This is a genomic window from Sphaerisporangium sp. NPDC004334 (assembly GCF_053602655.1).
Genome location: NZ_JBSGDZ010000021.1, coordinates 53733 through 77888, shown reverse-complemented (window position 1 = coordinate 77888; position 24156 = coordinate 53733). Strand labels below are relative to the sequence as shown.

Below are 24156 nucleotides of genomic sequence, written 5' to 3'. Positions count from 1 at the left end.
CTCGGCAAGGAGGTCTTCGGTGCACGCGCGTGATCTCGTCTGCGGCTTTCCCACGGTGACGGCCGGCACTCCTGCGGCGGAGGCGGCCCGGCTGCTCGCCGAGCAGGACCTGCCCGGCCTGATCGTCCTGGACGGTGACGGCCGGCCGCTGTGCGTGCTGCCCGGCACGCAGGTGCTGCGGCTGGCCGTGCCGCGCTACTGCCAGGACGACCCGGCGCTGGCCCGCGTCATCGACGAGGACCAGGCCGACGCGTTCGTCCGCGCGCTCGGCGGCCGCACGGTGGGCGAGTGCCTGCCCGAGCAGCCGCGCGAGCTGCCGATCACCGACCCGGACGCCACCGTGCTGGAGGTGGCCGCCCTCATGGCCCGCACCCGCAGCCCGCTGATCGCCGTCGTGGAGGAGGGCGTGCTCCTGGGCGCGATCACCCTCCAGACGCTGCTCGCCCGCGCGCTGGCCGTCTGAACGCCGACCGTCTGAACGCCGACCGTCTGAACGCCGACCGTCTGAAGGGCGGCCGTCTGAACGCCGACCGTCTGAAGGGCGGCCGTCTGAGGGGTGTCCGTCTGAACGCCGCGGAACCGCGCGCCGCCTCCACGATGCCAGGGGCGGCGCGCGGTCCCGGTGACGCGTCAGGAGAGGGTGGCCTCCTCGGGGTTCCAGGCGGCGGGGAGCGGCTCGGGTTCGCGGACCGTCGTGGACAGGTGCCGGAACTCGCCGTCCTCGGCCGAGCCGGCGATGGCGGCCATCGCCTCCAGCACGTGCAGGGCGAGGCTGCCGGAGGCGCGGTGCGGCACGCCGCCGCGCAGCGCCCGCGCCATGTCCAGCACGCCGAGGCCGCGCCCGACGGTGGTGCCTTCCACCGGCAGCTCGCGCCAGTCGTCGTCGCCGGCCGCGCGCACCTTCAGCGGCCCGCCGAAGGTGTTGGGGTCGGGCAGCGACAGGCTGCCCTCGGTGCCGATGATCTCGATCATCGTCACGTGCGCGGGGGAGTCGAAGCTGAACGTCGAGGACGCGCTGGCCCCGCCCGCGAAGTCGAGCAGCGCCATGACGTGCGTGGGCACCTCCACGGCGAAGCGCGTGCCCCCCTTCGGGCCCGAGCCGATCACCCGGTACGGGCGGGCCCTGCGGGCGGTGGCCGCGACCTTGGCCACCGGTCCGAGCGCGGCGACCAGCGCGGTCAGGTAGTACGGCCCGATGTCGAACAGCGGGCCCGCTCCGCGCTGGAACAGGAACTCGGGGTTGGGGTGCCAGGACTCCGGGCCGGGGTTCTGCATGACGGCGGTCGCGGCGACCGGCGCGCCGATCAGGCCGGACGCGAGGGCCCGCTGGGCCGACTGCAGGCCGGCGCCGAGGAAGGTGTCGGGCGCGTTGCCGACCCGCAGGCCCCGTTCGGCGGCCTCGGCCAGCAGCTTCTCGCCCTCCTCGGGGTCCAGGGTCAGCGGCTTCTCGCCGTAGACGTGCTTGCCCGCGCGCAGGGCGGCGGTGGCTACGGCGGCGTGCGCGGCGGGGATGGTGAGGTTGACGACGATCTCCACCTCGGGGACGGCCAGGACGGCGTCCACGTCGCCGGCCACGGGCACGCCGTACGCGCGGGCCTTCTCCTCCGCTCGCGCGACGTCGAGGTCGGCGACGCCGAGCACCCGCACGTCGGGGAAGGTGGTGAGGTTGCGCAGGTAGGCGTCGCTGATCGCGCCGGCGCCCACGAGGGCGACGCCGACGGGCCCGCCGGTCATGCGCGCTCCAGCTCGGTGAGGTAGGCGTGGCTCTTGGCCAGGGCCTCGTAGATGTCGGTGTCGCAGTTGTCGAGCTCGACGATGCGCAGCGCGCCGGGGGCGGCGGCCAGGAAGTCCGGCACCGGCATCACGCCCTCGCCGAGGGCGGTGTGGGCCTGGCCCTTGACGCCGGGGCCGTCCTTGACGTGCAGGGCCAGGACGCGGTCCCCGAGCCGTCCGAGCAGCGCGGGCACGTCGGCGCCGCCCACGGCCGCCCAGTAGGTGTCGATCTCCAGGAACACGCCGGGGGCGAGCAGTTCGGCGAGCGCCTCGATGGCGTGGACGCCGTCGATCTTCGGCTCGATCTCCCACCAGTGGTTGTGGTAGCCGAGCCGCATGCCGTAGCGGCCGGCGTGCTCGGCCAGGCCGTTGAGCAGGTCGGCGGTGCGGTTGAGGCCGTCGCGGGTGGTGAAGTCCTCCTCGGGGATGCCGCCCGGGATGATCACCAGGTCGGCGCCCACGGTCGCGATGGCGTCCAGGACGGCGTCCGGCTCCTGCGAGAGCAGCGCGTAGGCGTGCGTGCTCGGCACGGTGAGCCCGAGCTCGTCGGCGGTCCTGCGGAATCCCTTGGGGTCGTCGGTGGGGTCGTAGGCCTCGACGGCGCCGTATCCGATGTCCGCTATCCGCCGTAACACCTCGTCACGATCGACCTTCACCTGGTCACGAACGGTGTAAAGCTGTACGCCCAGCGGCTTCGCCATCGGGAGGGAACCTCCTGGTCCAGAGGGCGGAGTGCCCGCGTCGGCACTCCGCGTAACAACCGGGTAATCGGTACGTAAAGACGCTAAGTCGCCGGTATTGGAAAGACAATGGCCAATTTCAGTTCTGAACCGGGAAAGCGCCGGTCGCCGCGATGGACGGCCGGCGCTTTCTCGCCACCCGGTAGCGGGTCAGGCGTGGCCCGGCGCGCTCACGGCGGGCTCGCTGGGCGTCTCCTCCCGCGGGGGCGGCAGAGGCGTCCCGCCCTTGCGGCGCTCGCGCCGGGCGCGGGCCTTCTCCTTGCGGTTCTCGACCATCGTGTACAGCGTCGGCACCAGCACGAGGGTGAGCAGCGTGGAGCTGATCAGGCCGCCGATCACCACGACGGCCAGCGGCCGGGAGATGAAGCCGCCCCCGTGGGTGATGCCGAGCGCCATGGGCAGCAGCGCGAAGATCGTGGCCAGCGCCGTCATCAGGATGGGCCGCAGCCGCCGCCGGCCGCCCTCGACGACCGCCTCGTGCAGAGGCATGCCCTGCTCGCGGTACTGGTTGACCAGGTCCATCAGGACGATGGCGTTGGTGACGACGATGCCGACGAGCATCAGCATGCCGATCATCGCGGCCAGGCCGAGCGAGGTGTCGGTCACCAGCAGCAGGCCGATCGCACCGGTGGCGGCGAACGGGATCGAGACCAGCAGCAGCAGCGGCTGCACCAGGCTGCGGAAGGTCGCCACCATGACGAAGAACACCAGCGCGACGGCCGCCACCAGCGCCAGTCCGAGGTTGCCGAACGCCTCGGCCTGGTCGGCGCTGACGCCGCCGATCTCGACGGAGGCGCCCGCCGGTAGCGACAGCGCGTCCACCCGCTTGCGCAATTCGGCGGTGGTGGCGCCGAGGTCGGCGCCGGTGGACTTGCCCGACACCGTGGCGCTGCGGTCGCCGTCGATGCGGGTGACCTCGACCGGCCCGTTGACCTGCTTGACCGTGGCGACGTCGCCGAGTTCGACCGTGCCTGCGAGCTTCAAGTCGCGCAGGTCGGCCTGCGAGGCCGGCGCCTTGCCGGGCCGGAGCACGACGTCGGCCGTGGTGCCGTCCAGGGCGATCTGGGTGACCGTGCTGCCCCTGAACGCCTGCGCCACCGCCTGCCCGATGGCGACCTCGCTGAGGCCCTTCTCCGCGGCCTTCCTGCGGTCCACCGTGACGTCGATGCGGGGCGCGGTGTCGGCGACGCTGCTGGTCACCTCGGCGACGTCCGGAACGCCGGCCATGGCCCGCTGGACGGTGCGCGCGGCGGTGCGCAGGGTGTCCAGCTCCGCCGCGCGCACGACGACCTGCAGCGAGTTGCCGCCGAAGCCGCCGGCCTGGCCGACGCTGATCTCGCCGATGCCCGGCGTCGCGGCGAGCCGGTCGGTCAGCCGGCGCTCGACCGCGCCCGCGTCGGCTCCGTCGCGCAATGTCAGGGAGTGGCTGGCCCGGGACGTCCCGCCACTACGGGCGCGCCCGCCGAAGCCGATGCCTCCGCCGCCGCCCACGGTGACCTGGTACGAGGCCACCTCGCTGGTGCCGGAGACGACCTGCTCGACCTTCTTGGCCATGGCGTCGGCCGCCGCGAGGGAGGTGCTGACCGGGAAGGTCTGGCGGATGCTGATGGTGTTCTGACCGGAGTCCTCGATGAAGCTGGTGCGGATCATCGGCACCAGGCCCAGCGTCCCGATGAAGATCACCATGGCGATGGCGACCGTGGTGATCCGGTGCCGGGTCGCGAAGCGGATCACCGGGACGTAGGCGCGCTGGAGCAGGCCCCGGCGCTCCTTCTCGTCCGCCGCCCGCCTGATCGCCTCGGAGTCGCCGTCCTTGGGCGCCTTCATGAACCAGTAGGCGAGCACCGGGACGACGGTGAGCGCGACCAGCAGCGAGGCGAGCAGCGCCACCGTCACGGTGATCGCGAACGGGCTGAACAGCTCGCCGACCAGGCCGCCGACGAAGGCGATGGGCAGGAACACCGCGACGGTGGTCAGCGTGGAGGCGGTCACCGCGCCCGCCACCTCGCGCACGCCGTTCTCGACGGCCTGGCGCTTGGGCTCGCCGTAGGACAGGTGCCGCTTGATGTTCTCCAGGACCACGATCGAGTCGTCCACCACCCGGCCGATCGCGATGGTCAGCGCGCCGAGGGTGAGCATGTTGAGCGAGTAGTCGCGGATCCACAGGGCGATCAGCGCGATCAGCACCGACAGCGGGATGGACACGGCCGTCACGATGGTCGACCGCAGCGAGAACAGGAACACCAGGATCACCAGCACGGCCATGGCCAGGCCGAGCAGGCCCTCGGTGGTCAGGCTCTCGATGGCCTGCTCGACCGACGGCGCCTGGTCGAAGATCACGGTGAACCTGGCGTCGTCGCCGAGGGCGGAGGCCAGCGCGGGCAGCTTCGCGCGCACGTCGTGCGAGATCGACACAGCGTTGCCGCCGGACTTCATGGTGACCGCGATGCCCAGGCTCGGCCGGCCGTTGGTGCGGGTCAGCGTGGTGGAGTCGGCGACCCCGAGCTTGACGGTGGCCACGTCGCCCAGGCGTACGGGCTTGGGCTTGGCGGGCGCCCGAGGAGCCCGCGAAGCCGCGGCTCCGGCGGCGCCCGCGGTCCCGGACGCCCCGGGCACGCCACCCTGGCCGCCGGCGCCCGCCCGGCCCTGCCCGGACGCCTGGCCTTGCCCTTGGCCCTGTCCTTGACCCTGTCCCTGGGCGGCGGCGGGCGGGGTGAGGTAGAGGTCCTTGATGTCCTGCACCGAGCCGAGCTTGGTGCCCACCTGGACGCTGAGGAACTTGTCCGACTTCGTCAGCGTGCCCGCGGGTACCGGAGTGCCGGCCGACTGGATGGCCGAGGCGATCGAGGAGGCGCTCAGCCCGTGCTCGGCCAGCTCGTCGTCGTCCGGCTCGATGGTGATCACCTCGTCGCGGGCGCCGGAGACCGACACCTCGCGCACCCCCTCGACCCCGCTGAGCGCCGGGACGACCTCGGCGGTGAGCCGGTCGGCCAGCCGCCGCTGGTCACCGGCCGAGCTGGCGGCGAGCTGGATCACCGGCAGGTCGTCGGTGCTGCCCGTGACGGCCTGCGGGTCCACCCCGTCGGGCAGCTGGGTCTGCACGCGGCCGATGGCCTGCTGGATGCGGTTCTGGGCCGCGTCGATGTCGGTGCCGTAGTCGAACAGCACCTGGACGGTCGCGCTGGACTCGCGGGAGGTCGAGTTCACGCCGGTCACGCCGGACAGCCCGCGCACGGCGTCCTCCAGCGGGCGGGTGACGCCGTCCTCCACGATCTGCGGCGCCGCGCCGGGATAGGAGGCGACGATCGACACGGTGGGGAAGGAGAGCGACGGCAGGAGCTGCTGCTTCAACGCGGGGATGGTGTACACCCCGAAGGCGGCCACCACGATCGTGATGAGGGCGACCAGGCCGCGGTTGGCGAGGCTCAGTCTGGCGAGTAACGACATCGGTCCATCTCTTGGTCGGGTTCGGCAGGGGCGGCCGGCGCCTGTGGGAGGGGCGCCGCTCGCGGTCGCGGGCCGGTCGCCCGGCACCGTACTTCAAGGCTCATCGCCGCCTGGGCGAAGGGTGTCCGTCGCTGGGAGGGTCTTGTCCTACCGCGAACGTCGTAGGGGACCGGGAGGGCTACCGCGCGCGGGGGCGCACGAGGCCCGTCTCGTAGGCGATCACGACCAGCTGGGCACGGTCGTGCGCGCCCAGTTTGATCATCGCCCGGTTGGCGTGCGTCTTGGCGGTCATGCGGCTGATGCCCAGGTGGTCGGCGATCTCGTCGTTGGTCAGCCCGGCGGCGACCAGCGTCATCACCTCGCGCTCGCGGTCGGTGAGCACGTCCAGGTGCTCGGGGGTGTGGTCGGGCCGGGCTCCGGGCGCCGACAGGAAGCGGGCGATGAGCCCCTTGGTGGCGCCGGGGGACAGCAGGGCGTCGCCGCGCGCCACGACGCGGATGGCGTCCTGGAGCTCGCCGGCCTCGACGCTCTTGCCGAGGAACCCGCTGGCCCCCGCGCGCAGCGCGGCGAAGACGTACTCGTCGATCTCGAAGGTGGTCAGCACCAGCACCCGCACCCCCGCGAGGTCGGCGTCGGAGGTGATCGCCTGGGTGGCGGCCAGGCCGTCCATCCCGGGCATCCTGATGTCCATCAGCACCACGTCGGCCCTGGTGTCCCGGGCGAGGCGCACCGCCTCGTGGCCGGTGTCGGCCTCGCCGACCACCTCGAGGTCGGGCGCGGAGTCGACCAGGACGCGAAAGCCGGCCCGCACGAGGGCCTGGTCGTCGGCGAGCAGCACGCGGACGGTCATACGGCGCTCGCCGCGGGAGCGGGCAGGACCGCGTGGACGCGGAACCCGCGGCCGGGAGAGGGGCCGACGCTGAACGTCCCGCCCACCGACAGGGCCCGCTCGCGCATGCCCACCAGCCCGTGCCCGGTGCCGGCCGGCGCGAGGCCGTCCAGGGAGCCTGGGGAGCCGTCCGGAGGGCCGTCCGCGGGGGTGGCGCCCGGGACCGCCGCGCAGCCCCGGCCGTCGTCGCTGACCTCGACGGTCAGCTCCCGCCGCCCGTAGGCGATGCGCACCCGCGTCGTGGCCGGGCCGGCGTGCTTGCTCACGTTGGTCAGCGCCTCCTGCACGACGCGGAACGCCGTCAGCTCCACCGGGGAGGGCAGCGGCCGGGGGGTGCCCTCCAGATGACAGTCCACGTCCATGCCCGCCGCGGTGAAGGAGGTGATCAGCTCGGGCAGGCGGTCCAGCCCGGGCGCGGGCTCGGTGGGCAGCTCCTCGGCGCTGCCCGGCCGGCGCAGCAACCCGACCGTGGTGCGCAGCTCGTCCAGGGCCGCCCGCCCGGCCTGGCGGATGTGGCCGAGGGCCTCGCGCGCCTGCCGCGGCTCGGCGTCCATGACGTGCGCGGCCACCTGCGCCTGGACGTTGATGAGCGCGATGTGGTGGGCCAGCACGTCGTGCAGCTCGCGGGCGATGCGCAGCCGCTCCTCCATGACCCGGCGCTCGGCCTCCTCCTCGCGGGTCTGCTCGGCGCGGCGGGCGCGTTCAACCACGGCGGCGATGTACGCGCGGCGGCTGCGCACGGCGTCGCCGACGGCGATGGCCATGCCGATCCACGCGATCTGCCCGGCCACCTGCGGGGTGAGCCAGGCGTCGCCGGACAGGACGATGCGGGTGCCGCCGAGGACGAGCGCGGCGACCACGCCCCACGTCCACGAGACGCGGCGGGGGGTGTGGACCGCGAGGGTGACCAGGGCCACGGCCGAGACCAGGTCGAACGGGGGGCGGGGGCCGCCCGTGATCAGCTGCGTCACCGAGCCCGCCACGGCCAGCGCGGCGACCAGGCGAGGGGAGGCGCGGCGGAACACCAGCGCAAGGCACATCACCGCCGCAAGGGCCACCGCGGCCGGGGCGGGGCCGGGGATCGGCGGCAGGTCCACGCGGGGCCGGTGGCCGGCCGGCGGCCCGAGGACGGTCCCCGCGAAGGTCAGGCACGCGATGAGGGTGTCCACCAGGTACGGGTGGGAGGAGCCGGCCTCGCGTAGCCGGGTCACGCTAATCACGCCCACCACGGTACGGCCGCGGCGCCGCTTCCTCCTCGTCCGGGGGGACCGTCCTTCGCTACGGCGATCGTGGTACGCCCGCCACCGGGCGATCTTGACCTCGTTGTTGCCGCGGGGTGGAAATTTTCCGTCAGCCGCTCATAATCGAAAACGTGATCGGTGCGGATACCGGGACGACGGCGGACGAACCCGGGGAAGTCACGAACTACGCGAAAAATTTTCTTGACCCGTTCGTGAACATGGCTTTCTCGTCCTTCGGTGCAGTGTTGCTGCAGGTTGAACAGACGGGCGGGCGCCCAGCTCCTCCGCTTGACGGCCGATGGTAACGGCCCGCCGTCGCCTCCGCGGCGGTCAGGCACAACGGCGAGTCGTACGGCGACACGTGAGGAGACGACATGGCCGGACGGAAACGACCCCCCAGCCTGCTCGGTGAGCTGGCCGCGGAATTCGCGGGCACTCTGATCCTGATTCTCATCGGAACGGCCGTCGTGGCCCAGGTCGTCGCCGGCGGCCTGGGCGACCACGACAGCATCGCCTGGGCGTGGGGCCTCGGCGTGACGCTCGGCGTCTACACCGCGGGCCGCATCAGCGGCGCCCACCTCAACCCGGCCGTCACGATCGCCCTGGCGGTGTTCAAGGGCTTCGCATGGCGCAAGGTGCTGCCGTACTCGCTCGCCCAGACCGCGGGCGCGTTCGTCGCGGCGCTCCTGGTGCGGTGGAACTACACCGAGGTCCTCGCCCAGGCCGACCCCGGCCACACGATCAAGACGCAGGGGGTCTTCTCCACCCTGCCGGGCAACGGCACGCTGCCGGTGCACGAGTGGGGGGCCTTCCGCGACCAGGTGATCGGCACGGCCATCCTGCTGTTCCTGGTCCTGGCCGTCACCGACCTGGCCAACAGCGCTCCGGCCGCCAACCTCGCCCCGTTCGTGGTGGGGCTCATCGTGGTGGCGATCGGCATGGCCTGGGGCACCAACGCCGGCTACGCGATCAATCCGGCCCGCGACTTCGGGCCGCGACTGGCCTCGTTCCTGACCGGGTACGGGTCGGCCTGGCGAGATCAGTACGGCAACCTCTATTTCTGGGTGCCGATCGTGGCCCCGGTCATCGGCGGCGTGCTGGGCGCCGGGCTGTACCAGGCGCTGGTCGCACGATTCCTGCCCGAGCCGGGCGAGCCGGAGCCGGGTACCGTGCCCACCGAGAGGGAAGCGTCCGATGGGACCCTCAGGGCCTAGCGGCAGACGGCAGGACGGCGGACGGCAGGACGGCAGGACGCCGTGCAGGGCGTGGACGGCGTGAAAGGCGCGAGGCCCGCCAGTGGCCGGGCCACTGAAGGAGGCGATCATCCATGGCTGACTTCGTCGGAGCAGTCGACCAGGGCACGACGAGCACCCGCTTCATGATCTTCGATCACGGCGGCAACGAGATCTCCCGCCACCAGCTCGAACACGAGCAGATCCTGCCCCAGGCCGGCTGGGTCGAGCACAACCCGGTGGAGATCTGGGAGCGCACCCGCGCGGTCGTCGAGACCACGTTGGGCAAGGCGAACCTCTCGGCGGCCGACCTGGTGGCGCTCGGCATCACCAACCAGCGCGAGACGACCGTCGTGTGGAACCGCAGGACCGGCCGACCCTACTACAACGCCATCGTCTGGCAGGACACCCGCACCGACCGCATCGCGAGCGCACTGGAACGCGAGGGCAAGGGCGAGGTCATCCGCGCCAAGGCCGGCCTGCCCCCGGCGACCTACTTCTCCGGCGGCAAGATCCAGTGGATCCTCGAGAACGTCGATGGCGTGCGCGCGGACGCCGAGGCGGGCGAGGCCGTCTTCGGCAACACCGACACCTGGCTGCTGTGGAACCTCACGGGCGGCACCGACGGCGGCGTGCACGTCACCGACCCCACCAACGCCAGCCGCACCATGCTCATGAACCTCGAAACCCTCGACTGGGACGACGAACTGCTGTCGTTCTTCGGCATCCCCCGCGCGATGCTCCCCGAGATCCGCCCCTCCTCCAACCCCGAGCTGTACGGCGTCACCCGCGCCACCGGCCCGCTGCGCGGGGAGGTCCCGCTCTCGGGGGACCTCGGCGACCAGCAGGCGGCCACCGTGGGCCAGGTCTGCTTCGGCGTCGGCGAGGCCAAGAACACCTACGGCACCGGCAACTTCCTGCTGCTCAACACCGGCAACGAGCTGGTCCGCTCACAGCACGGCCTGCTGACGACCGTCTGCTACCAGTTCGGCCAGGAGAAGCCGGTCTACGCGCTGGAGGGCTCGATCGCCGTCACCGGGTCGGCCGTCCAGTGGCTGCGCGACCAGCTCGGCATCATCTCCGGCGCGGCGCAGAGCGAGCAGCTCGCACGGCAGGTGCAGGACAACGGCGGGGTGTACTTCGTGCCCGCCTTCTCCGGGCTGTTCGCCCCGTACTGGCGCTCCGACGCGCGCGGCGCCATCGTGGGGCTGTCGCGCTACAACACCAACGCGCACATCGCCCGCGCGACGCTGGAGGCGATCTGCTACCAGAGCCGCGACGTGGTCGAGGCGATGGAGAACGACTCGGGCGTGCGCCTGGACGTGCTGCGCGTGGACGGCGGCGTGACCGCCAACGAGCTGTGCATGCAGATCCAGGCCGACATCCTCGGCGTCCCGGTGTCCAAGCCGGTCGTCGCCGAGACCACCGCCCTGGGCGCCGCGTACGCCGCCGGGCTGGCGCTGGGGTTCTGGGGCTCCACCGAGGAGCTCAAGCGCAACTGGAACGAGGACCGCCGCTGGCAGCCCACCTGGAGCGAGGACCAGCGCGAGAAGGGCTACGCCGGCTGGAAGAAGGCCGTACAACGCACCCTCGACTGGGTCGACGTCGACTGACAGGAGACCCCCGCCTTCCGGCGGGCCACGACAGGCCCGCCGGAAGGCAGACCCCACAGGCGATCGCCGCCCGCCGGTTCCGCCGGAAAGGCCTGAAGGCTCAGACGGGTATCTCTCCGCCGCTCGAGAACGCCTCGCCGACACCGGCGACAGATAGGGCTCCAACTTCTCGCTCCTGTTACCGGGGTCATGGCAACGGGCCGGACTACTGTCTCTCGTCTGGCCTATGGATCGTGGCAAAGCGCGAAATAACGTTGAGTGATCGATCCGTGACTGTGGAGGCCAGTGTTTTCTGTCGGACGCCGGGGTTACCTTGACAACAGCAGACCGATTCACGTGGCTCAGCGGAGGTCTGGGAGGAGGTCAGGATGGCAGTCTTACAACACATGGACCCACAGCAGCCCGACGACGTGGAAGTCATCGAGCTGACGCACGAGGAGTACGAGGCGGCGAAGGAGCAGGCGCTGCACGGGCTGGGTGTCACCTATGACGAACTGGCTCGACAGGCTAAAGAGCGCCGGTTCGACTCGCTCCAGCACCGCAAGCTCTGGCTCCTCATCCGCGAGTACTGATGGGGCGAAGCTTCACACGGAGGCACGAAAATTCGGAGAATACGTCCAACGTACTCTTAACGCGACCATTTGTGATCACATAAGGATTTCCGCGGTCATCTCCCCCCGAGACCGCAACGTCGTCATCGTCGCCAAGGGGTTGACGAAGTCGAACCTGATCCCGGAGCCCTTCCCCCTCCGGTATCTCCCCGGGAGTCGCGTCAGGCCATGGATGGACCTGTCGTTTCGGTTCTGCTACGACCCTGAGGGCGAGTACCTGACCGTGCTGTCCTCCTTCGTGGCCATCTATGCGGACCCTGAGGGCGAAGGACGTCTCTGTCACTTCGACTACGAGCGCAACAAGGCAGACGGCTACCCCGAGGCCCACATCCAGGTGTACGGCGACTCGTCCGTCCTCAAGCAGTGGGGTGGAGAACTTCTGGAACGGGGACTGCACCGCCTGCACTTCCCGGCCGGTCACCGCCGCTTCCGCTGGTGCCTGGAGGACGTGATCGAGTTCCTCGTGAGCGAACGTGTCGTCGAAGGCAAGCCGGGATGGGCTGAGGCGATCGGACCCGGCCGACGCAAGTTCCATCAGATGCAGCTCAGGGCGGCGATCAGGCGTGACATGGATACCGCCATCGCCTACCTGGAGACGGAGGGATACACGGTTACGCGCAAGAAATGATCCATGCGTACAGTCTGGAGGCTTTCCGAGTGCCGGGATCTTCGCGGGGTCAGAGGGAGCGGAGGTGGTCGATGGCGGCGCGGGCGGCCAGGCCTATGGCGGCGTCGGCTCGGGGTTGGTGCTGGGCCGTGCCGATGGAGCGGGTGAAGACCGCGACGGCGTAGCGGCCGCCGTCGGGGTACTCCACGACGCCGACCTCGTTGCGGAGGGTCGGCAGCGACCCGGTCTTCCCGCTGACCACCACGTCGTCGTAGGGGAACCCGGAGGCCAGGCGGTGCGGCCACACCTGCAGGCCGAGCAGGCGGCGGATCGCGGCGCACGCCTCGGGGCCCGCCACCTCGTCCCGCCAGACCATGCCGAGCAGCCGGGTCATCTCGCGCGGCGTGCTGCGGTTGGTGGTGGCGGGGTCGAGCACGCGCAGGCGAGCCAGGTCGCGCGGGTGCGGTGGTCCCTCCAGCGGTCCGAGGTCGGCCTCCAGCGCGGCGAGCATGCCGCGGCAGTCGTGCTCGACGAACGTCCCAGGCAGTCCGAACCGGGCGAGCATGGCGTTCACCGCCTCCAGCCCGACGTGCCGGGCCACGACGTCGGCGGCGGCGTTGTCGCTCACCGCGATCATCAGGTACGCCAGGTCGCGCAGCGAGAGGGTGGCCCCGTCGATCATGGCGGCCAGCCCCGTGCCGCCCGCCGTGCGCTCGCCGGGCTCGACGCGGCACGGCAGCGCCGGGTCGAGCACCCCCGCCTCGGCCTGCCGGTAGAACTCGACCAGCAGGGGGAGCTTGAACACCGACGCCAGCACCACCGGGTCGTCGGCCCCCACGCCGACCTGCGCCCCGGTGTCCAGGTCGATCGCGTGCAGGCTGCCGGTGACCGCGGCGGCCCGGAAGACCGACGCCAGATCGGGAGGCCGCGTACGGGCGGCCCGACCGGCCGGGCGGGAAGGCCCGGCGGCGGTGTCGTGCGCGGCGGGGGCCCGGTCCTCGGGGGTCATGCGAGCAGGCCGGACGCCGGGCGCGGCCTGACCGCGCGGGGCGGCGCCGTTCCCTCGTGGACCATCCCGGCATTGTCCCGCAGGACGCGCAGGGCCACCGCGCCGAACTCCTCCAACGCCTGCGACGTGCGCTGCCAGGCGACCGACACCCGCCAGGCCAGCGGGTCGCCGAGCAGCGGCCGCCAGGCGACGCCGGCCTGCTCGGCGCGGGGGCCGAAGGCCACGGCCGTGCCGGACATGACCAGCCCCAGCGTGAACTGCGGGTGCCGCCCGATGTGCACCTCGCCGGGCACGTACCCGTGGCGGCGGCACTCCGACAGCGTCTCCTCGTGCAGTCCCGGCTCGCTCTCGCGGGGGAACAGCACCAGGTGGCGCGGCGCCAGGTCGGCCAGGTGGACCGAGGAGAACGCGGCCAGCGGGTCGTCCTCGGCGAGCAGCACGCCCGGGTGCTGGACCAGCACGGGCCCGAACCGCAGCCCGGGGGCGCTCACCGGGTGGCGGATCACGCCGCCGTCCAGGGCGCCGTCGGTCAGCGCCCCCACCTGGTCGGCCGTGCCCATCTCGATCAGGCCGAGCCGCACCTCGGGGTGGGCCTCGCGGAAGCCGGCGAGCAGGGCCGCGATGGCGGACCCGCCCAGGTCGGGCGGCACGCCGACGCGCAGTGTGGCGCCGCCACCGGTCGCGCGGGCCAGCAGCGCGGGGATGGCGTCCACCCGCTCGACGATGTCGCGGGCCTCGGCGAGCAGCAGCCGGCCCGCCTCGGTGAGCCGGACCTGGCGGCTGGAGCGGTCGAACAGGCGCACGCCCAGTTCGTCCTCCAGGCGTTTGATGCGCTGGCTGAGCGGCGGCTGCGCCATGCCGAGCCGCACCGCCGCGTTGCCGAAGTGCAGCTCGTCGGCGACGACGGTGAAGTAGCGCAGGTGCCGTACCAGGTCCATCACCAGCGACTATATCCAGATCCGTATGAAAAAGGCGTACATAGCAATATTGGACATAACGGTCAGTCGTCTGCTGTCCTCCTCCTGAGTCGAAGGGGGAACGATGAGACGAGTGACAGTGGTGACCGCCATGGCGCTGGTGCCGCTGGCCGTGGCGGGCGGGGTGGTGTGGGCACTGCGCACCGAGGGGTCGGCCCAGGACACCGCCGCCCGCTACCTGGCCGCCTGGTCCAAGGGTGACTACGCCGCGATGCGCGCCATGGTGGCCGCGCCTCTGGGCGACTTCGAGCAGTGGTACCGCCGCTTCCACGACGACCTGCGCCTCACCTCCGCCCGCTTCACGCCCGGCGCGGTCAAGGAGGGCGGTACGGCGACGACGGTGGACTTCCGCGCCGACCTGCGGGGCCCGGTGGACTTCGGGTACACCGCCACCCTGCGGCTGGTCGAGCGGGACCGCGCGTGGAAGGTGTCCTTCTCGCCCTCATCACTGCACCGCGACCTCACGGCCGGCGCGCGTTTCCGGGTCACCCAGGTGCCGGCGGAGCCCGCGCCGATCCTCGCCGCCGACGGCGCCCGCATCGACACGCCCACCGCCCCGGGCTCGGTGCTCCAGATCGTCGACGGGCTCAAGGCCGAGTACGGCTCCCGGCTGAAGGGCAGGCCGTCGGCCCGCGTGGAGATCGTCAAGGACGGCCGGGCCGTCGGGACGGTGGCGGCCGGGCAGGCCGCGCCGGGCACGCCGCTGCGAACCACCATCGACCTGCGGGTCCACCGGGCGGGGGCGGCGGCGCTGGACGGGGTGCGCAAACCCGCCTCGCTGGTGGCGCTGCGTCCCTCGACGGGCGAGGTGCTGGCCGCTGTCAACCGGCCGGGCGGTTTCAACCGCGCGCTGCTCGGCGCCTATCCGCCGGGGTCGACGTTCAAGGTGGTGACCGCTTCCGCGCTGGTCGCCGGCGGCATGGCCCCCGGCGACACCGTCGAGTGCCCGCCGGAGCGGACCATCGGCGGGTTCGCCTTCCACAACGCCGAGTTCCACGACTTCGGGCGGCTGTCGCTGGAGGACGCCTTCGCCCACTCGTGCAACACCACCTTCGGCAGCCTGGCGGTGGACCGGCTCGGCGGCGCGCGGCTGGCCGAGGTGGCGCGCGGCTTCGGATTCGGCGCGCCGATCACTCCCGGGGTGCCGGCCGTGCGCGCGGCCTTCCCGGCTCCGCGCGACGACACCGACCTGGCCTCGGCGGCGATCGGCCAGGGCCGCGTGCTGGCCAGCCCGCTGAACATGGCCGCCGTGGCCGCCGCCATCGCCGACGGGACCTGGCGGCAGCCCCGGCTCGTGCCGCCGTCTCTGGTGCCCGCGGGCGGGTCGGCGCCGCGCGTGCTGGAGCCCGCGGTCGTCCGCGCCCTGCGCGATCTGATGCCCGCCGTGGTGAGCGAGGGCACCGCGAGCGGCGTGGACTTCCCCGGCGGGACGGCCGGCAAGACCGGCACGGCCGAGTACGGGTCGGGCCGCATGCCGCCGACCCACTCGTGGTTCATCGGTTACCGGGGCGACCTGGCGTTCGCGGTCATCGTCGAGGGCGGGGGGACCGGCGCGGCGGTCGCGGCGCCGGTCGCCGCCCGCTTCCTGTCCCGGCTCGCGACCGGCTGAGGCGCCGGTTGAGACGACGCCCCGCACGGAACGGTGGTGCGCGGGGCCCCGCCCCGGGGCGTCGGTGCGGGCGGCGTCCCGGGGCCGGGCGCGGGGCGGCTCAGTGCCGCGCGCGGGCGGCGACCATGTCGCGGATGCGGTCGGCGGCGCCCACGAACAACCCTGCGGCCTTGAGCAGCCCCGGGTTCGGCGGCGTGTGCGGGTGCGGCCGGGTCGGGGCGATCCTCTTCGCCTTCTCCATCTTGGTGCCGAGCTCCATGGCGCGGTCGGGGCTGATCACCAGGCGCAGCTCCGGCCAGACCTGCTCCTCCTCGTAGGCGATGTGCTCGCGCGCCTCGGCGATGAACTCCGTCAGCATGTCCTCGTACCTGGACTCGCCGGGCTCGTAGTCGATGAGGTCGTTGAGGGTGTACTTCGCCCGCTGTTCCTGCTTGATCGCATGCTCGGCCAGCTCGTCGCCGTGCGGGACCAGGTGCCGCACGGCGGGCCAGAAGTACTCCTCCTCGACCGCCTCGTGCTTGGACTCCTCGATGATGAGCCGGCGCACCTGCTGCTTGCGCTGCCGCATCCGCTCGTCCCCGTCGCCGGTGACGGGCATGTCCTCCAGCTCGACCAGCATTCGCTTGACGTCCTGGTGATCCCGTTCCAGAAACTCGAACACGTTCGCCATGGCTCTGCCTCCCGTGCGATGGCGCGTTCCCCCTTTTGTGGGCTTTGCCCGCATCACCGCAGGTAAACATGGGTTTTGGGTATTCGGCGTTTTTTGTCGGACGGCTCCCGTACGCTCCCCGCATTCGATCAAGGAAGGGACGGCCGGCATGGCGCCGCAGACTACGTACCTGGAGCTCTCCGAGGACGCCGGAAGCGCCCACAAGTTCTACGAAGTGGCGGTGTCGGGCACCCAGGTGACCATCACCTACGGGCGCATCGGTGAGCAGGGCCAGACCAAGGTCTCGGCGTTCGCGAGCACCGAGAAGGCCGAGGCCGCCGCGGCGAGGAAGGTCGGCGAGAAGATCCGCAAGGGGTACGCGCCCGCCGTGCGCGGGATGCGGCAGCGGCGCGCGGTCACCCGCAGGACCATGGTGAGCGTCCGCTCCACCGCCAGCCAGGCCCCGGTGCTGTGGCGCTTCGCCAGCGGCGCCGCCGCGTTCGGCATCTTCGTCGACGAGGACCGCTGCTGGGTCGGCAACCAGAGCGGGGACGTCTACACCGTCACCCACGGCGGCACGGTCACCGGCCACTTCCGCCTGCCCGACGGCGTCAAATGCATCGTCGCCGACGACTTCTGGATCTACGCCGGCGCCGACGACGGCAAGGTGTACGACCTGAGCGGCAAGGTGCCGCGGGTGGCCTACGAGATCGCCGAGGACGTCGACATCTACTGGCTCGACATCGACGACGGCGTGCTCGGCGTCTCCGACCGGGAGGGGCGCATCACCACGATCGACCACGAGGACGAGTTCCAGTGGACCCGCACCGGCGAGGGCAGCGCGGCGTGGATGGTGCGCTGCGACCAGGAGGCCGTCTACCACGGCCACTCGCGCGGCGTCGCGCGGTACGACGCCGCCGACGGCACGCCGGTCTGGCACACCGGCCTCGACGGACAGGTGCTGTTCGGCTGGCAGGACCACGGCGCGGTCTACGCCGGCACCAGCCACAACAAGGTGTACCGCCTGGGCAAGCGCGACGGCGCCGTCGAGGCGGTCTACACCTGCGACGGCGCGGTGTTCTCCTGCGCCGCCGCCCCCGACGGGCGGTTCGTCTTCGCCGGCGACAACCACTCCTCGGTCTACTGCTTCGACCGGTCCGGCAACCGGCTGTGGAAGCTCGCCACCGGGTGCGGCTCGGCCTACTCGATGCAGTTCCTGGACGACCGCCTCTACATCGTGACCACCAACGGCACGCTCGCCTGCGTTGACGCGAGCGAGGAGGCGATCAGGGCGGCCCAGGCCGGCACCGTCCCCGAGCCGGTGGACGTCAAGGCCGCCTCCTCCCTGGCCGTGGTGCGGCCCTCCGCCGTCCTGGAGAGCGTCTCTGTCTCGCACGCCGACGGCGGCATCATGGTCGAGTGCGTCCGCGAGGGCGACCGGCTGCGCGTGCGCGTCCTGAGCCCCGGCTACGACCCGGGGTGGAACGTCCAGTTCCCGAAGGGCGTGCGCGAGGCCGGGGCGCGTTACCTGGTCGAGGGCGTCCGCTCCTCCGAGCGCGGCGGCTACTACCGCGCCTACGGCGACATCCGCCGCCTGCTCTGACCACGCCCGCGCCGCCCAGGACCGAGCGCCTCCGCGAGGCCGCCCGGCCCGGCTCCGCTCACCCTTGCCGGGCTCGAGGTCGGGCGCGCTGGTGAGCCGCGCCGTGGCCGGGTTCGCCCGGCGGAGCATGAGACGAGATGGGCATGCGGAGGCCGGCCCTCTCGTACTGTGAGCCTGTCATAAAGTCAGGTTCTCCGGTAAGAAGCGGGCTTCACGGCTGTTGGGCTGGGGGAGCGCTGGGTATGTGAGGCAGCGGCGAGGCGTCGCCGTCCCTCACGAGGAGGCCCCCTGTGACCGTGACCGGACAGCCCCCGGTACCCGTGTCCCGCACCCCCTGGAAGGCCGTGCTCGGCGGCTCGATCGGCAACATGGTCGAGTGGTACGACTGGTTCGCCTATGCCAGCTTCGCCACCTACTTCGCGGCGTCGTTCTTCCCCAAGGGCGACGCCACGGCGCAGTTGCTGAACACCGCCGGCATCTTCGCGGTCGGCTTCTTCATGCGTCCCGTCGGGGGCTGGCTGCTCGGCAGGTACGCCGACCGCAGGGGACGCAAGGCCGCGCTCACCCTCACCGTCACCCTCATGTCGCTGAGCGCGCTGCTGATCGCCGTCGCCCCGACCTACGCGCAGGTCGGCTACTTCGGCGCCGCGGTGCTGCTGCTCGCCCGGCTGCTGCAGGGCCTGTCGGTGGGCGGGGAGTACGCGGCGAGCGCCACCTACCTCACCGAGGCCTCCCACCCGCGCCGGCGCGGGTTCTCCTCCAGCTTCCAGTACGTCTCGATGACCATCGGCCAGTTGATCGGCCTCGGCCTGCTGATGGCGCTCCAGCACACCATGACCGACCAGACGCTGCACTCCTGGGGCTGGCGCGTCCCGTTCGCCGTGGGCGCGGTGGGGGCCGTCGTGGTGCTCTACATCCGGCGCGGCCTGCTGGAGACCGAGGCGTTCGAGGAGGAGGAGACCGCGGCGCCCGCGCGGCGCGGCACGATCAAGGGGCTGCTGTCGCACAAGAGGGAGTTCGCCCTGGTGGTGGCGCTGACCATGGGCGGGACCTTGGCTTACTACACCTACACCACCTACCTCACCAAGTACCTGTCCAACACCGTGGGGCTGTCCAAGTCGGACGCCACGCTGGTCAGCTTCATCGCCCTGTCGATCTTCTGCCTGCTCCAGCCGCTCGCGGGCGCCCTGTCCGACCGCATCGGGCGCCGGCCGCTGCTGATCGGCTTCGGCGTCGGCTCGATGCTGGGCACCGTGCCCATCATGACCGCGCTCCAGGGCGCCGAGACCGTCGGCCGGGCGCTGCTGCTCTCCCTGGCCGCGCTGGTCATCGTGACCGGCTACACCTCGATCAACGCCTGCGTGAAGGCCGAGCTGTTCCCGACCCATGTGCGCGCGCTCGGCGTCGCTCTGCCCTACGCCATCGCCAACGCGCTGTTCGGCGGCACGGCGGAGTACGTGGCGCTGTGGTTCAAGGACGCCGGCGTGGAGTCCGGCTTCTTCTGGTACGTCGCCGGCTGCGCGGCGGTCTCGCTGGTGGTGTACCTGACGATGCGCGAGACCCGGAACGCGGCGCTCAGCCGCTCCGAGCGGGCCGGCGACGTCCCCCAGCCGGCCTGACGCCACCGGCACGCCGAGCGCCTGAGCGGCAGAGCCAGAACGTCAGGCCCAGAACGTCAGGCCCAGCACGTCAGGCCCAGCACGTCAGGGCAGGAACGCCGACGGGCTCGACCGCTGCCGATGGTTCAGGCGACGCTGTCCGGGTGTCGCTCGGCGGCCCCGGCGGGAACGGGCGCCGGGTTGACGATGAACAGGTGCGAGCGGGCGTGCCGGCCCAGCTCGCGCCCGGCGCTGGCGTCCATCAGGGCGGCGATGCCGCCGTGGGTGGGCGCGCCGACCACGATGACGCTCGCGCCGATCTGGTTGGCGTGCTCGGCGACCAGCCGCCCGGCGCCGCCGTGGTCGCAGGCGCCGAGGAGCACGTGCCCGACGGCGGGGACGTCGCTGCGGGCCAGCAGTCGCAGGTGCCGCCGCACGGTCGCCCTGGACGCCTCCAGGCTCTCGCCTTCGGCCGCGCCCTCACCGGTGACGGCGCCCTCCTGGGCGTGCAGCAGGTGGACGGACCTGCCGGCGAGCGCGGCCAGCCGCGCGGCGGCCTCGGTCACCCTGACGGCCGCGGGGGAGCCGTCGATCGCCGCCACGATCGGCGCCCCGCCGCCGCCCGCCGTCGCGCCGCCGCGGTCGCCCTCGGTGTCGCCGTTCAGGGTGACCAGGACGGCCCCGGTGCGCGCGGCGACGGCGGGCTCGGAGGTGGCGGGCTCGGAGGTGGCTGGCTCGGAGGTGGCCTGGCCGCCTTCGGCCTGGACGCGCTCCGCCTCGACCAGGTGCCCGTGCGCGGTGGACAAGATCACGATGCCGAGCACCAGCGCCCCCGCCCCGATGAAGAACGGCACGTGGATGTTGGTGAGCTCGACCAGTTTGCCCGCCGCGAACGGGGCGAGGCCGCCGCCGATGAAGCGGACGAACCCGTAGGCGGCCGACGCGATCGGGCGCTCGACGGGGGCGACGGTCATCACGGCCTGCGTGGTGACGGTGTTGTTGATCCCGATGAAGACCCCGGCCACGATCACCGCGGTCACCAGCACCGGTGGATGCGTCGTCCAGATCGCGATGACGAGCACGGTCACCGCGAACAGGGCGAGGTTGGCGTACAGCGTCCGGGCGATGCCGAAGCGGCTCTGCAGCCAGGGCGCGCCGAACACCGAGAACAGCGCGACGAGCAGGCCCCAGCCGGTGAAGACGAAACCGAGCTGGATGGCGTCCAGCCCCATCGGGAAGGGGGCGTAGCCGAGGACGGTGAAGAACGCCCAGTTGTAGCAGAGCGCGGTCAGCGACATGGTCAGCAGGCCGCGGTGCCGCAGCGCGCGCAGCGGGTCCAGCAGGCTGGTCTTGCGCTGAGGGCGCGGCGTCCGCTCCACCAGCACGACCGTGGCGATCAGCGCGACGGCCATCAGCACCGACACCCCGTAGAACGGGCCGCGCCAGCTCACGTGGCCGAGCAGGCCGCCGAGCAGCGGGCCCACCGCGATGCCGAGGCCGAGCGCGGCCTCGTACAGGATGATCGCGCCCGCGAAGCCGCCGCTGGCCGAGGCGACGATGACCGCGAGCGAGGTGGCGATGAACAACGCGTTGCCGATGCCCCAGCCGGCCCGGAAGCCGACGATCGCCCCGATGCTCGGCGACGCCCCGGCCAGCGCGCTGAACACCACGATGAGCACCAGGCCCGCCATCAGCGTGAACTTCGCGCCGATGCGACTGGACACCCAGCCGGTGATCAGCATCGCGACGGCCGTGACCACCAGGTAGCTCGTGAAGAGCAGCGTGACCTGGCTGGGCGTGGCGTTCAGCTCGTGGGAGATCGCGGGCAGGATCGGGTCGACCAGCCCGATGCCCATGAACGAGACCACGCAGGCGAAGGCGACGGCGAACACCGCTTTCGGCTGCCTGAACGGGCTCGCGCTCGCTCCGGCGGGATGACCACTCATCAATGCTCCATCTCATGGCGGCGCCGGCCATCTGGCCTCGGCTACGACGCTCGGCGGTTGCTCGGTTCCAGGGACTCGGCGCGGGTCGTCCGGCTCCGGCGGGTCAGCGGGAGGCGTCGGACCGGTCGTCGGGGATCAGGCGCGTCAGGCTCTCGATGGCGGGGAGCGCGGCGACCAGCGCGTTCCGCTCGTCCTCCGAAAGCCGGGTCAGCAGCCGGGCGAGCGCGTCGGTGCGCACCTTGCGCCGCGCGGCCAGGGCGGCGCGCCCGGCGTCGGTGATGTGCACCCGGACGACCCGTCCGTCCCGCGGATCGCCGGCCCGCTCGGCCAGGCCCGCCTCCTGCAACCGGGAGACGAGCTGCGTCATCGCCGGCTGGGTGACGCCCTCACGTGCGGCCAGCTCGGTCAGGCGGCAGGGGCCCGAACGTTCGAGCGTGGCCAGCGTCGCGGCCGAGGTGAGCGAGAGCTCCCCGCGAGCGGTCAGCCGCAACACCATGCGAGTGAGCCGTTCCAGGGCGGTCGTCACCTCGGTCGCCGGAAAGTGGCGCGCGTCCGCCATGACCGGAAAATTCATAAGACACTTATATCAACGCATTATGTATCCGGCCACCCCAGCACCTGCGCAAGCGACGATGACCCGCGCAAGCGAGGTGACCTGCGCAAGCGATGTGGATATGCGCTGGCAAGGCATGTGCGAGCGATGAGGGCGCTCTCCGCCCGATACGGCCCCTGATGGAGGACTCGGGCGTCCAGTGCGCTGACCGCTTACCTGTCGCCGGCCGTGATGCCCTGGCCGCCTTGGCCGGACCTTTTCCGGTGCCAGGTCGCTGGGAAGGAGGTCGGCGGATCCGGCGCCGTGTCCGGCGAGCTATCCGGTGAACCTTCGCGGGCACAGGATCGTCCTGTGCCCGTCCTGGGGCCTTTTCTCTGGCGCCGGGTCGGTGGGAAGGGGGACGGTGGATCCGGCGCCGTGTGCGGCGGGCTGCGGCGGTCGCCGCGGCTCAGCGGCGGGGGTGTCTGAGCTTGATGTTGCCCATGCCGACGCGGCCGCTGACGCGCAGCACCGGCAGGCCCGGCTCGGCGACAGAGGTGATCTTGTTGACGACGTTGCCCATGCCGGTCGTCACGTTCTCGACCACGACCGCCCAGCCCCGGGGCACGATGACGATGATGTTGCCCGGCCCGCAGGTGATGTTCAGCAGCACCTCGGGGTGCGGGCAGGTCGCCGCGGTGAAGTCGATCTTGATGTTGCCCCAGGTGCACTCGGCGACGATGTGCCGGGGGACCGTCCACTGGCCCGCCTGGGCGATGGAACCCGAGCCGGTGCGCAGCACCAGCGGCTCGGTGGCGGCGGCCATCACGGCGGTGGAGGAAGCCACACGCGGCAGGTCCTCGATCAGCGCGTCCAGCTCGGCGTAGGTCCTGGCCGCGTAGGTCCGGTCGAGCCGTTCTTCCAGCTCCTCCAGAGTGATCCGGCCCTCGCCGGCGGCGATGCGCAGACGTTCGGACACGGCCTCCCGGTCGGCGTCCGACGCCCGTACGTTTCCGATCGCATCCGTCATATCACCACCGTAGCGAAGGATGCCGATCTGCCGGAGCCTCCGTACCGTAGAGATCGTGGCCGGGGGCGCGGGACAGGACGGGCGATTGTGCGGTACGACGGGAAGCGTGGCGGAACCTCCTCGCACTACCATCTCGGCTGCCCGGGATCCTATTGGTGTGATCGGCACCGGAACGGTGGAGATGGACGGTCGTGAACGTCGGCGGTTGCCCCCTGGCGTGCGCCCGTTGTTCGGCGACGGCGGAGAGGGGCGGACGCTTTCGGTTGAGTTGCCCGCCGGGTCGGTCGTGTGGCCCGACCCCACCTACCTCCGCTTCCCCTCGGCGGTCCGCGGCCGTCCGGCCTTCTGGCTGAGCGAGGCGCCCGCGACCGGCTCCCTGTACGCGCGGCTGCGGGCCGAGCACCCCCGTTCGGGGCTGTGGCCGGTGCTGCTGGAGGAGTCGGTGCAGCCGTGGTCGGTCGGGCAGATCGCCCCCGACGCCGCCGCGGAGATCGACAACTACAACGTCGGCGCCTTCATGGAAGAGGTGTGGGCCGACTGGGTCCAGCGGGCGTCGGAGGACCAGATCGAGATCCTCGACCCTTTCGGCCCCCTCTGCCCGGGCCCCGCGGAACCCACGGAGCTCGTGGAACCTGGCGGGACGAGGCCCGACCCCGGCGCGGTGGCCGACTGGTACGCCGCCACGCTGGCCGAGCAGGGCATGCCCGTGGGCCTGGCAGCGGTCGACCGCGGCGCCGACGCCCTGGCCGTCATGGGATGGCAGGGCGCGCTGCACCACAACGAGTGGAACGTCCCGCTCGCCGCCGTGGTGCGAAGCTGGGAGGACCGCTTCGGCGCGCGGCTGGTCTGCATGGGGTTCAACACGCTGGAGCTCAGCGTGGCGGCGCCGCCCACCACCGCGCACCACGCCGTCCATATCGCCGCCGAGCACTGGGCGTTCTGCCCGGACGCCATCATCCAGGGCGCCGGCACCCTCCAGGACTACGCCGAGCAGCTCCGCGGCCGGCACACCTGGTCCTTCTGGTGGGACTGACCTCCGGCGGCGGGGAG

The 24156-nt window shown here is 72.1% G+C and carries 20 protein-coding genes; 9 read left to right on the top strand and 11 right to left on the bottom strand.

Annotation, left to right across the window (positions count from 1 at the left end; translation table 11 throughout):
- The first annotated feature begins 19 nt into the window (after window positions 1–19).
- The gene (locus ACWEN6_RS26965) at window positions 20–463 is read left to right on the top strand and encodes a CBS domain-containing protein (RefSeq protein ID WP_354922437.1); all 444 of its coding nucleotides are present in this window, start codon (window positions 20–22) and stop codon (window positions 461–463) included.
- A 167-nt stretch (window positions 464–630) separates the two neighbouring features.
- Here the strand turns inward: ACWEN6_RS26965 and ACWEN6_RS26960 are convergent, their stop codons facing one another.
- From ACWEN6_RS26960 to ACWEN6_RS26940, 5 genes are all read right to left on the bottom strand, one after another.
- Complete coding sequence (locus tag ACWEN6_RS26960) at window positions 631–1734, bottom strand: Gfo/Idh/MocA family protein (RefSeq protein ID WP_452573915.1); 1104 nt, start codon at window positions 1732–1734, stop codon at window positions 631–633.
- Window positions 1731–2474, bottom strand: coding sequence for a sugar phosphate isomerase/epimerase family protein (locus ACWEN6_RS26955; RefSeq protein ID WP_452573913.1), 744 nt, complete (start codon window positions 2472–2474; stop codon window positions 1731–1733). Before ACWEN6_RS26955 ends, ACWEN6_RS26960 begins: the two co-directional genes overlap by 4 nt.
- A 189-nt stretch (window positions 2475–2663) precedes the next feature.
- Complete coding sequence (locus ACWEN6_RS26950; protein WP_452573911.1) at window positions 2664–5960, bottom strand: efflux RND transporter permease subunit; 3297 nt, start codon at window positions 5958–5960, stop codon at window positions 2664–2666.
- Window positions 5961–6138: 178 nt separating this feature from the next.
- Window positions 6139–6810: a response regulator transcription factor gene (locus tag ACWEN6_RS26945; RefSeq protein ID WP_354848219.1), complete on the bottom strand. Its 672-nt coding sequence runs from the start codon at window positions 6808–6810 to the stop codon at window positions 6139–6141.
- Window positions 6807–8069 carry a sensor histidine kinase gene (locus ACWEN6_RS26940; protein WP_452573909.1) on the bottom strand — a complete coding sequence of 421 codons (1263 nt, stop codon included), beginning with the start codon at window positions 8067–8069 and terminating at the stop codon, window positions 6807–6809. Before ACWEN6_RS26940 ends, ACWEN6_RS26945 begins: the two co-directional genes overlap by 4 nt.
- A gap of 395 nt (window positions 8070–8464) precedes the next feature.
- Here ACWEN6_RS26940 and ACWEN6_RS26935 point away from each other — a divergent pair, with 395 nt between their 5' ends.
- The 4 genes from ACWEN6_RS26935 to ACWEN6_RS26920 all read left to right on the top strand — a co-directional run bounded on the left by ACWEN6_RS26935 (window position 8465) and on the right by ACWEN6_RS26920 (window position 12174).
- A complete protein-coding gene (locus tag ACWEN6_RS26935; RefSeq protein ID WP_452573907.1) occupies window positions 8465–9304 on the top strand; it encodes an MIP/aquaporin family protein in 840 nt (279 codons plus the stop codon).
- A 113-nt stretch (window positions 9305–9417) separates the two neighbouring features.
- The gene (gene glpK, locus ACWEN6_RS26930; protein WP_452573905.1) at window positions 9418–10935 is read left to right on the top strand and encodes a glycerol kinase GlpK; all 1518 of its coding nucleotides are present in this window, start codon (window positions 9418–9420) and stop codon (window positions 10933–10935) included.
- Between the two features lie 368 nt (window positions 10936–11303).
- The gene (locus ACWEN6_RS26925; protein WP_380830374.1) at window positions 11304–11507 is read left to right on the top strand and encodes a hypothetical protein; all 204 of its coding nucleotides are present in this window, start codon (window positions 11304–11306) and stop codon (window positions 11505–11507) included.
- Between the two features lie 211 nt (window positions 11508–11718).
- Entirely contained in the window at window positions 11719–12174 is a 456-nt protein-coding gene (locus ACWEN6_RS26920; RefSeq protein ID WP_452573903.1) for a hypothetical protein, read from the top strand.
- A 49-nt stretch (window positions 12175–12223) separates the two neighbouring features.
- Here ACWEN6_RS26920 and ACWEN6_RS26915 read toward each other — a convergent pair whose 3' ends face one another.
- Together ACWEN6_RS26915 and ACWEN6_RS26910 are read right to left on the bottom strand one after the other, a co-directional pair.
- Complete coding sequence (locus ACWEN6_RS26915; protein WP_452573901.1) at window positions 12224–13162, bottom strand: serine hydrolase; 939 nt, start codon at window positions 13160–13162, stop codon at window positions 12224–12226.
- The gene (locus ACWEN6_RS26910) at window positions 13159–14100 is read right to left on the bottom strand and encodes a LysR substrate-binding domain-containing protein (RefSeq protein ID WP_452573899.1); all 942 of its coding nucleotides are present in this window, start codon (window positions 14098–14100) and stop codon (window positions 13159–13161) included. Before ACWEN6_RS26910 ends, ACWEN6_RS26915 begins: the two co-directional genes overlap by 4 nt.
- A 103-nt stretch (window positions 14101–14203) precedes the next feature.
- Here ACWEN6_RS26910 and ACWEN6_RS26905 point away from each other — a divergent pair, with 103 nt between their 5' ends.
- Window positions 14204–15748 (top strand): penicillin-binding transpeptidase domain-containing protein, encoded by a 1545-nt coding sequence (locus ACWEN6_RS26905; protein WP_452573897.1) that lies wholly within the window; start codon window positions 14204–14206, stop codon window positions 15746–15748.
- 100 nt (window positions 15749–15848) lie between these two features.
- Here the strand turns inward: ACWEN6_RS26905 and ACWEN6_RS26900 are convergent, their stop codons facing one another.
- Window positions 15849–16418: a hemerythrin domain-containing protein gene (locus ACWEN6_RS26900; protein ID WP_452573895.1), complete on the bottom strand. Its 570-nt coding sequence runs from the start codon at window positions 16416–16418 to the stop codon at window positions 15849–15851.
- A gap of 148 nt (window positions 16419–16566) precedes the next feature.
- Here ACWEN6_RS26900 and ACWEN6_RS26895 point away from each other — a divergent pair, with 148 nt between their 5' ends.
- Together ACWEN6_RS26895 and ACWEN6_RS26890 are read left to right on the top strand one after the other, a co-directional pair.
- On the top strand, window positions 16567–18000 hold the full coding sequence (locus ACWEN6_RS26895; RefSeq protein WP_452573893.1) for a WGR domain-containing protein: 1434 nt from the start codon (window positions 16567–16569) through the stop codon (window positions 17998–18000).
- Between the two features lie 290 nt (window positions 18001–18290).
- Window positions 18291–19619, top strand: coding sequence for an MFS transporter (locus ACWEN6_RS26890; RefSeq protein WP_452573891.1), 1329 nt, complete (start codon window positions 18291–18293; stop codon window positions 19617–19619).
- Window positions 19620–19744: 125 nt separating this feature from the next.
- On the opposite strand, the gene ACWEN6_RS26885 is transcribed toward ACWEN6_RS26890, so the two are convergent.
- From ACWEN6_RS26885 to ACWEN6_RS26875, 3 genes are all read right to left on the bottom strand, one after another.
- Window positions 19745–21544 (bottom strand): MFS transporter, encoded by a 1800-nt coding sequence (locus tag ACWEN6_RS26885; protein ID WP_452573889.1) that lies wholly within the window; start codon window positions 21542–21544, stop codon window positions 19745–19747.
- 103 nt (window positions 21545–21647) lie between these two features.
- Window positions 21648–22103: a MarR family winged helix-turn-helix transcriptional regulator gene (locus ACWEN6_RS26880; RefSeq protein WP_452573887.1), complete on the bottom strand. Its 456-nt coding sequence runs from the start codon at window positions 22101–22103 to the stop codon at window positions 21648–21650.
- Between the two features lie 442 nt (window positions 22104–22545).
- Window positions 22546–23106, bottom strand: coding sequence for a DUF1707 SHOCT-like domain-containing protein (locus ACWEN6_RS26875; RefSeq protein ID WP_452573885.1), 561 nt, complete (start codon window positions 23104–23106; stop codon window positions 22546–22548).
- A gap of 157 nt (window positions 23107–23263) precedes the next feature.
- Between ACWEN6_RS26875 and ACWEN6_RS26870 the strand changes: the two genes are divergently transcribed.
- Window positions 23264–24139 carry a DUF4253 domain-containing protein gene (locus tag ACWEN6_RS26870; protein WP_452573883.1) on the top strand — a complete coding sequence of 292 codons (876 nt, stop codon included), beginning with the start codon at window positions 23264–23266 and terminating at the stop codon, window positions 24137–24139.
- The last annotated feature ends 17 nt before the right edge of the window (window positions 24140–24156 follow it).

Bases quoted from the DNA above. Each gene is read 5' to 3' on its own strand.
- ACWEN6_RS26905 (WP_452573897.1), top strand. From the start codon at position 14,204: ATGAGACGAGTGACAGTGGTGACCGCCATGGCGCTGGTGCCGCTGGCC.
- ACWEN6_RS26935 (WP_452573907.1), top strand. From the start codon at position 8,465: ATGGCCGGACGGAAACGACCCCCCAGCCTGCTCGGTGAGCTGGCCGCG.
- ACWEN6_RS26950 (WP_452573911.1), bottom strand. From the start codon at position 5,960: ATGTCGTTACTCGCCAGACTGAGCCTCGCCAACCGCGGCCTGGTCGCC.
- ACWEN6_RS26885 (WP_452573889.1), bottom strand. From the start codon at position 21,544: ATGAGTGGTCATCCCGCCGGAGCGAGCGCGAGCCCGTTCAGGCAGCCG.
- ACWEN6_RS26900 (WP_452573895.1), bottom strand. From the start codon at position 16,418: ATGGCGAACGTGTTCGAGTTTCTGGAACGGGATCACCAGGACGTCAAG.
- ACWEN6_RS26895 (WP_452573893.1), top strand. From the start codon at position 16,567: ATGGCGCCGCAGACTACGTACCTGGAGCTCTCCGAGGACGCCGGAAGC.
- ACWEN6_RS26920 (WP_452573903.1), top strand. From the start codon at position 11,719: ATGGACCTGTCGTTTCGGTTCTGCTACGACCCTGAGGGCGAGTACCTG.
- ACWEN6_RS26910 (WP_452573899.1), bottom strand. From the start codon at position 14,100: ATGGACCTGGTACGGCACCTGCGCTACTTCACCGTCGTCGCCGACGAG.
- ACWEN6_RS26960 (WP_452573915.1), bottom strand. From the start codon at position 1,734: ATGACCGGCGGGCCCGTCGGCGTCGCCCTCGTGGGCGCCGGCGCGATC.
- ACWEN6_RS26945 (WP_354848219.1), bottom strand. From the start codon at position 6,810: ATGACCGTCCGCGTGCTGCTCGCCGACGACCAGGCCCTCGTGCGGGCC.
- glpK (WP_452573905.1), top strand. From the start codon at position 9,418: ATGGCTGACTTCGTCGGAGCAGTCGACCAGGGCACGACGAGCACCCGC.
- ACWEN6_RS26875 (WP_452573885.1), bottom strand. From the start codon at position 23,106: ATGACGGATGCGATCGGAAACGTACGGGCGTCGGACGCCGACCGGGAG.
- ACWEN6_RS26915 (WP_452573901.1), bottom strand. From the start codon at position 13,162: ATGACCCCCGAGGACCGGGCCCCCGCCGCGCACGACACCGCCGCCGGG.
- ACWEN6_RS26880 (WP_452573887.1), bottom strand. From the start codon at position 22,103: ATGGCGGACGCGCGCCACTTTCCGGCGACCGAGGTGACGACCGCCCTG.
- ACWEN6_RS26925 (WP_380830374.1), top strand. From the start codon at position 11,304: ATGGCAGTCTTACAACACATGGACCCACAGCAGCCCGACGACGTGGAA.
- ACWEN6_RS26955 (WP_452573913.1), bottom strand. From the start codon at position 2,474: ATGGCGAAGCCGCTGGGCGTACAGCTTTACACCGTTCGTGACCAGGTG.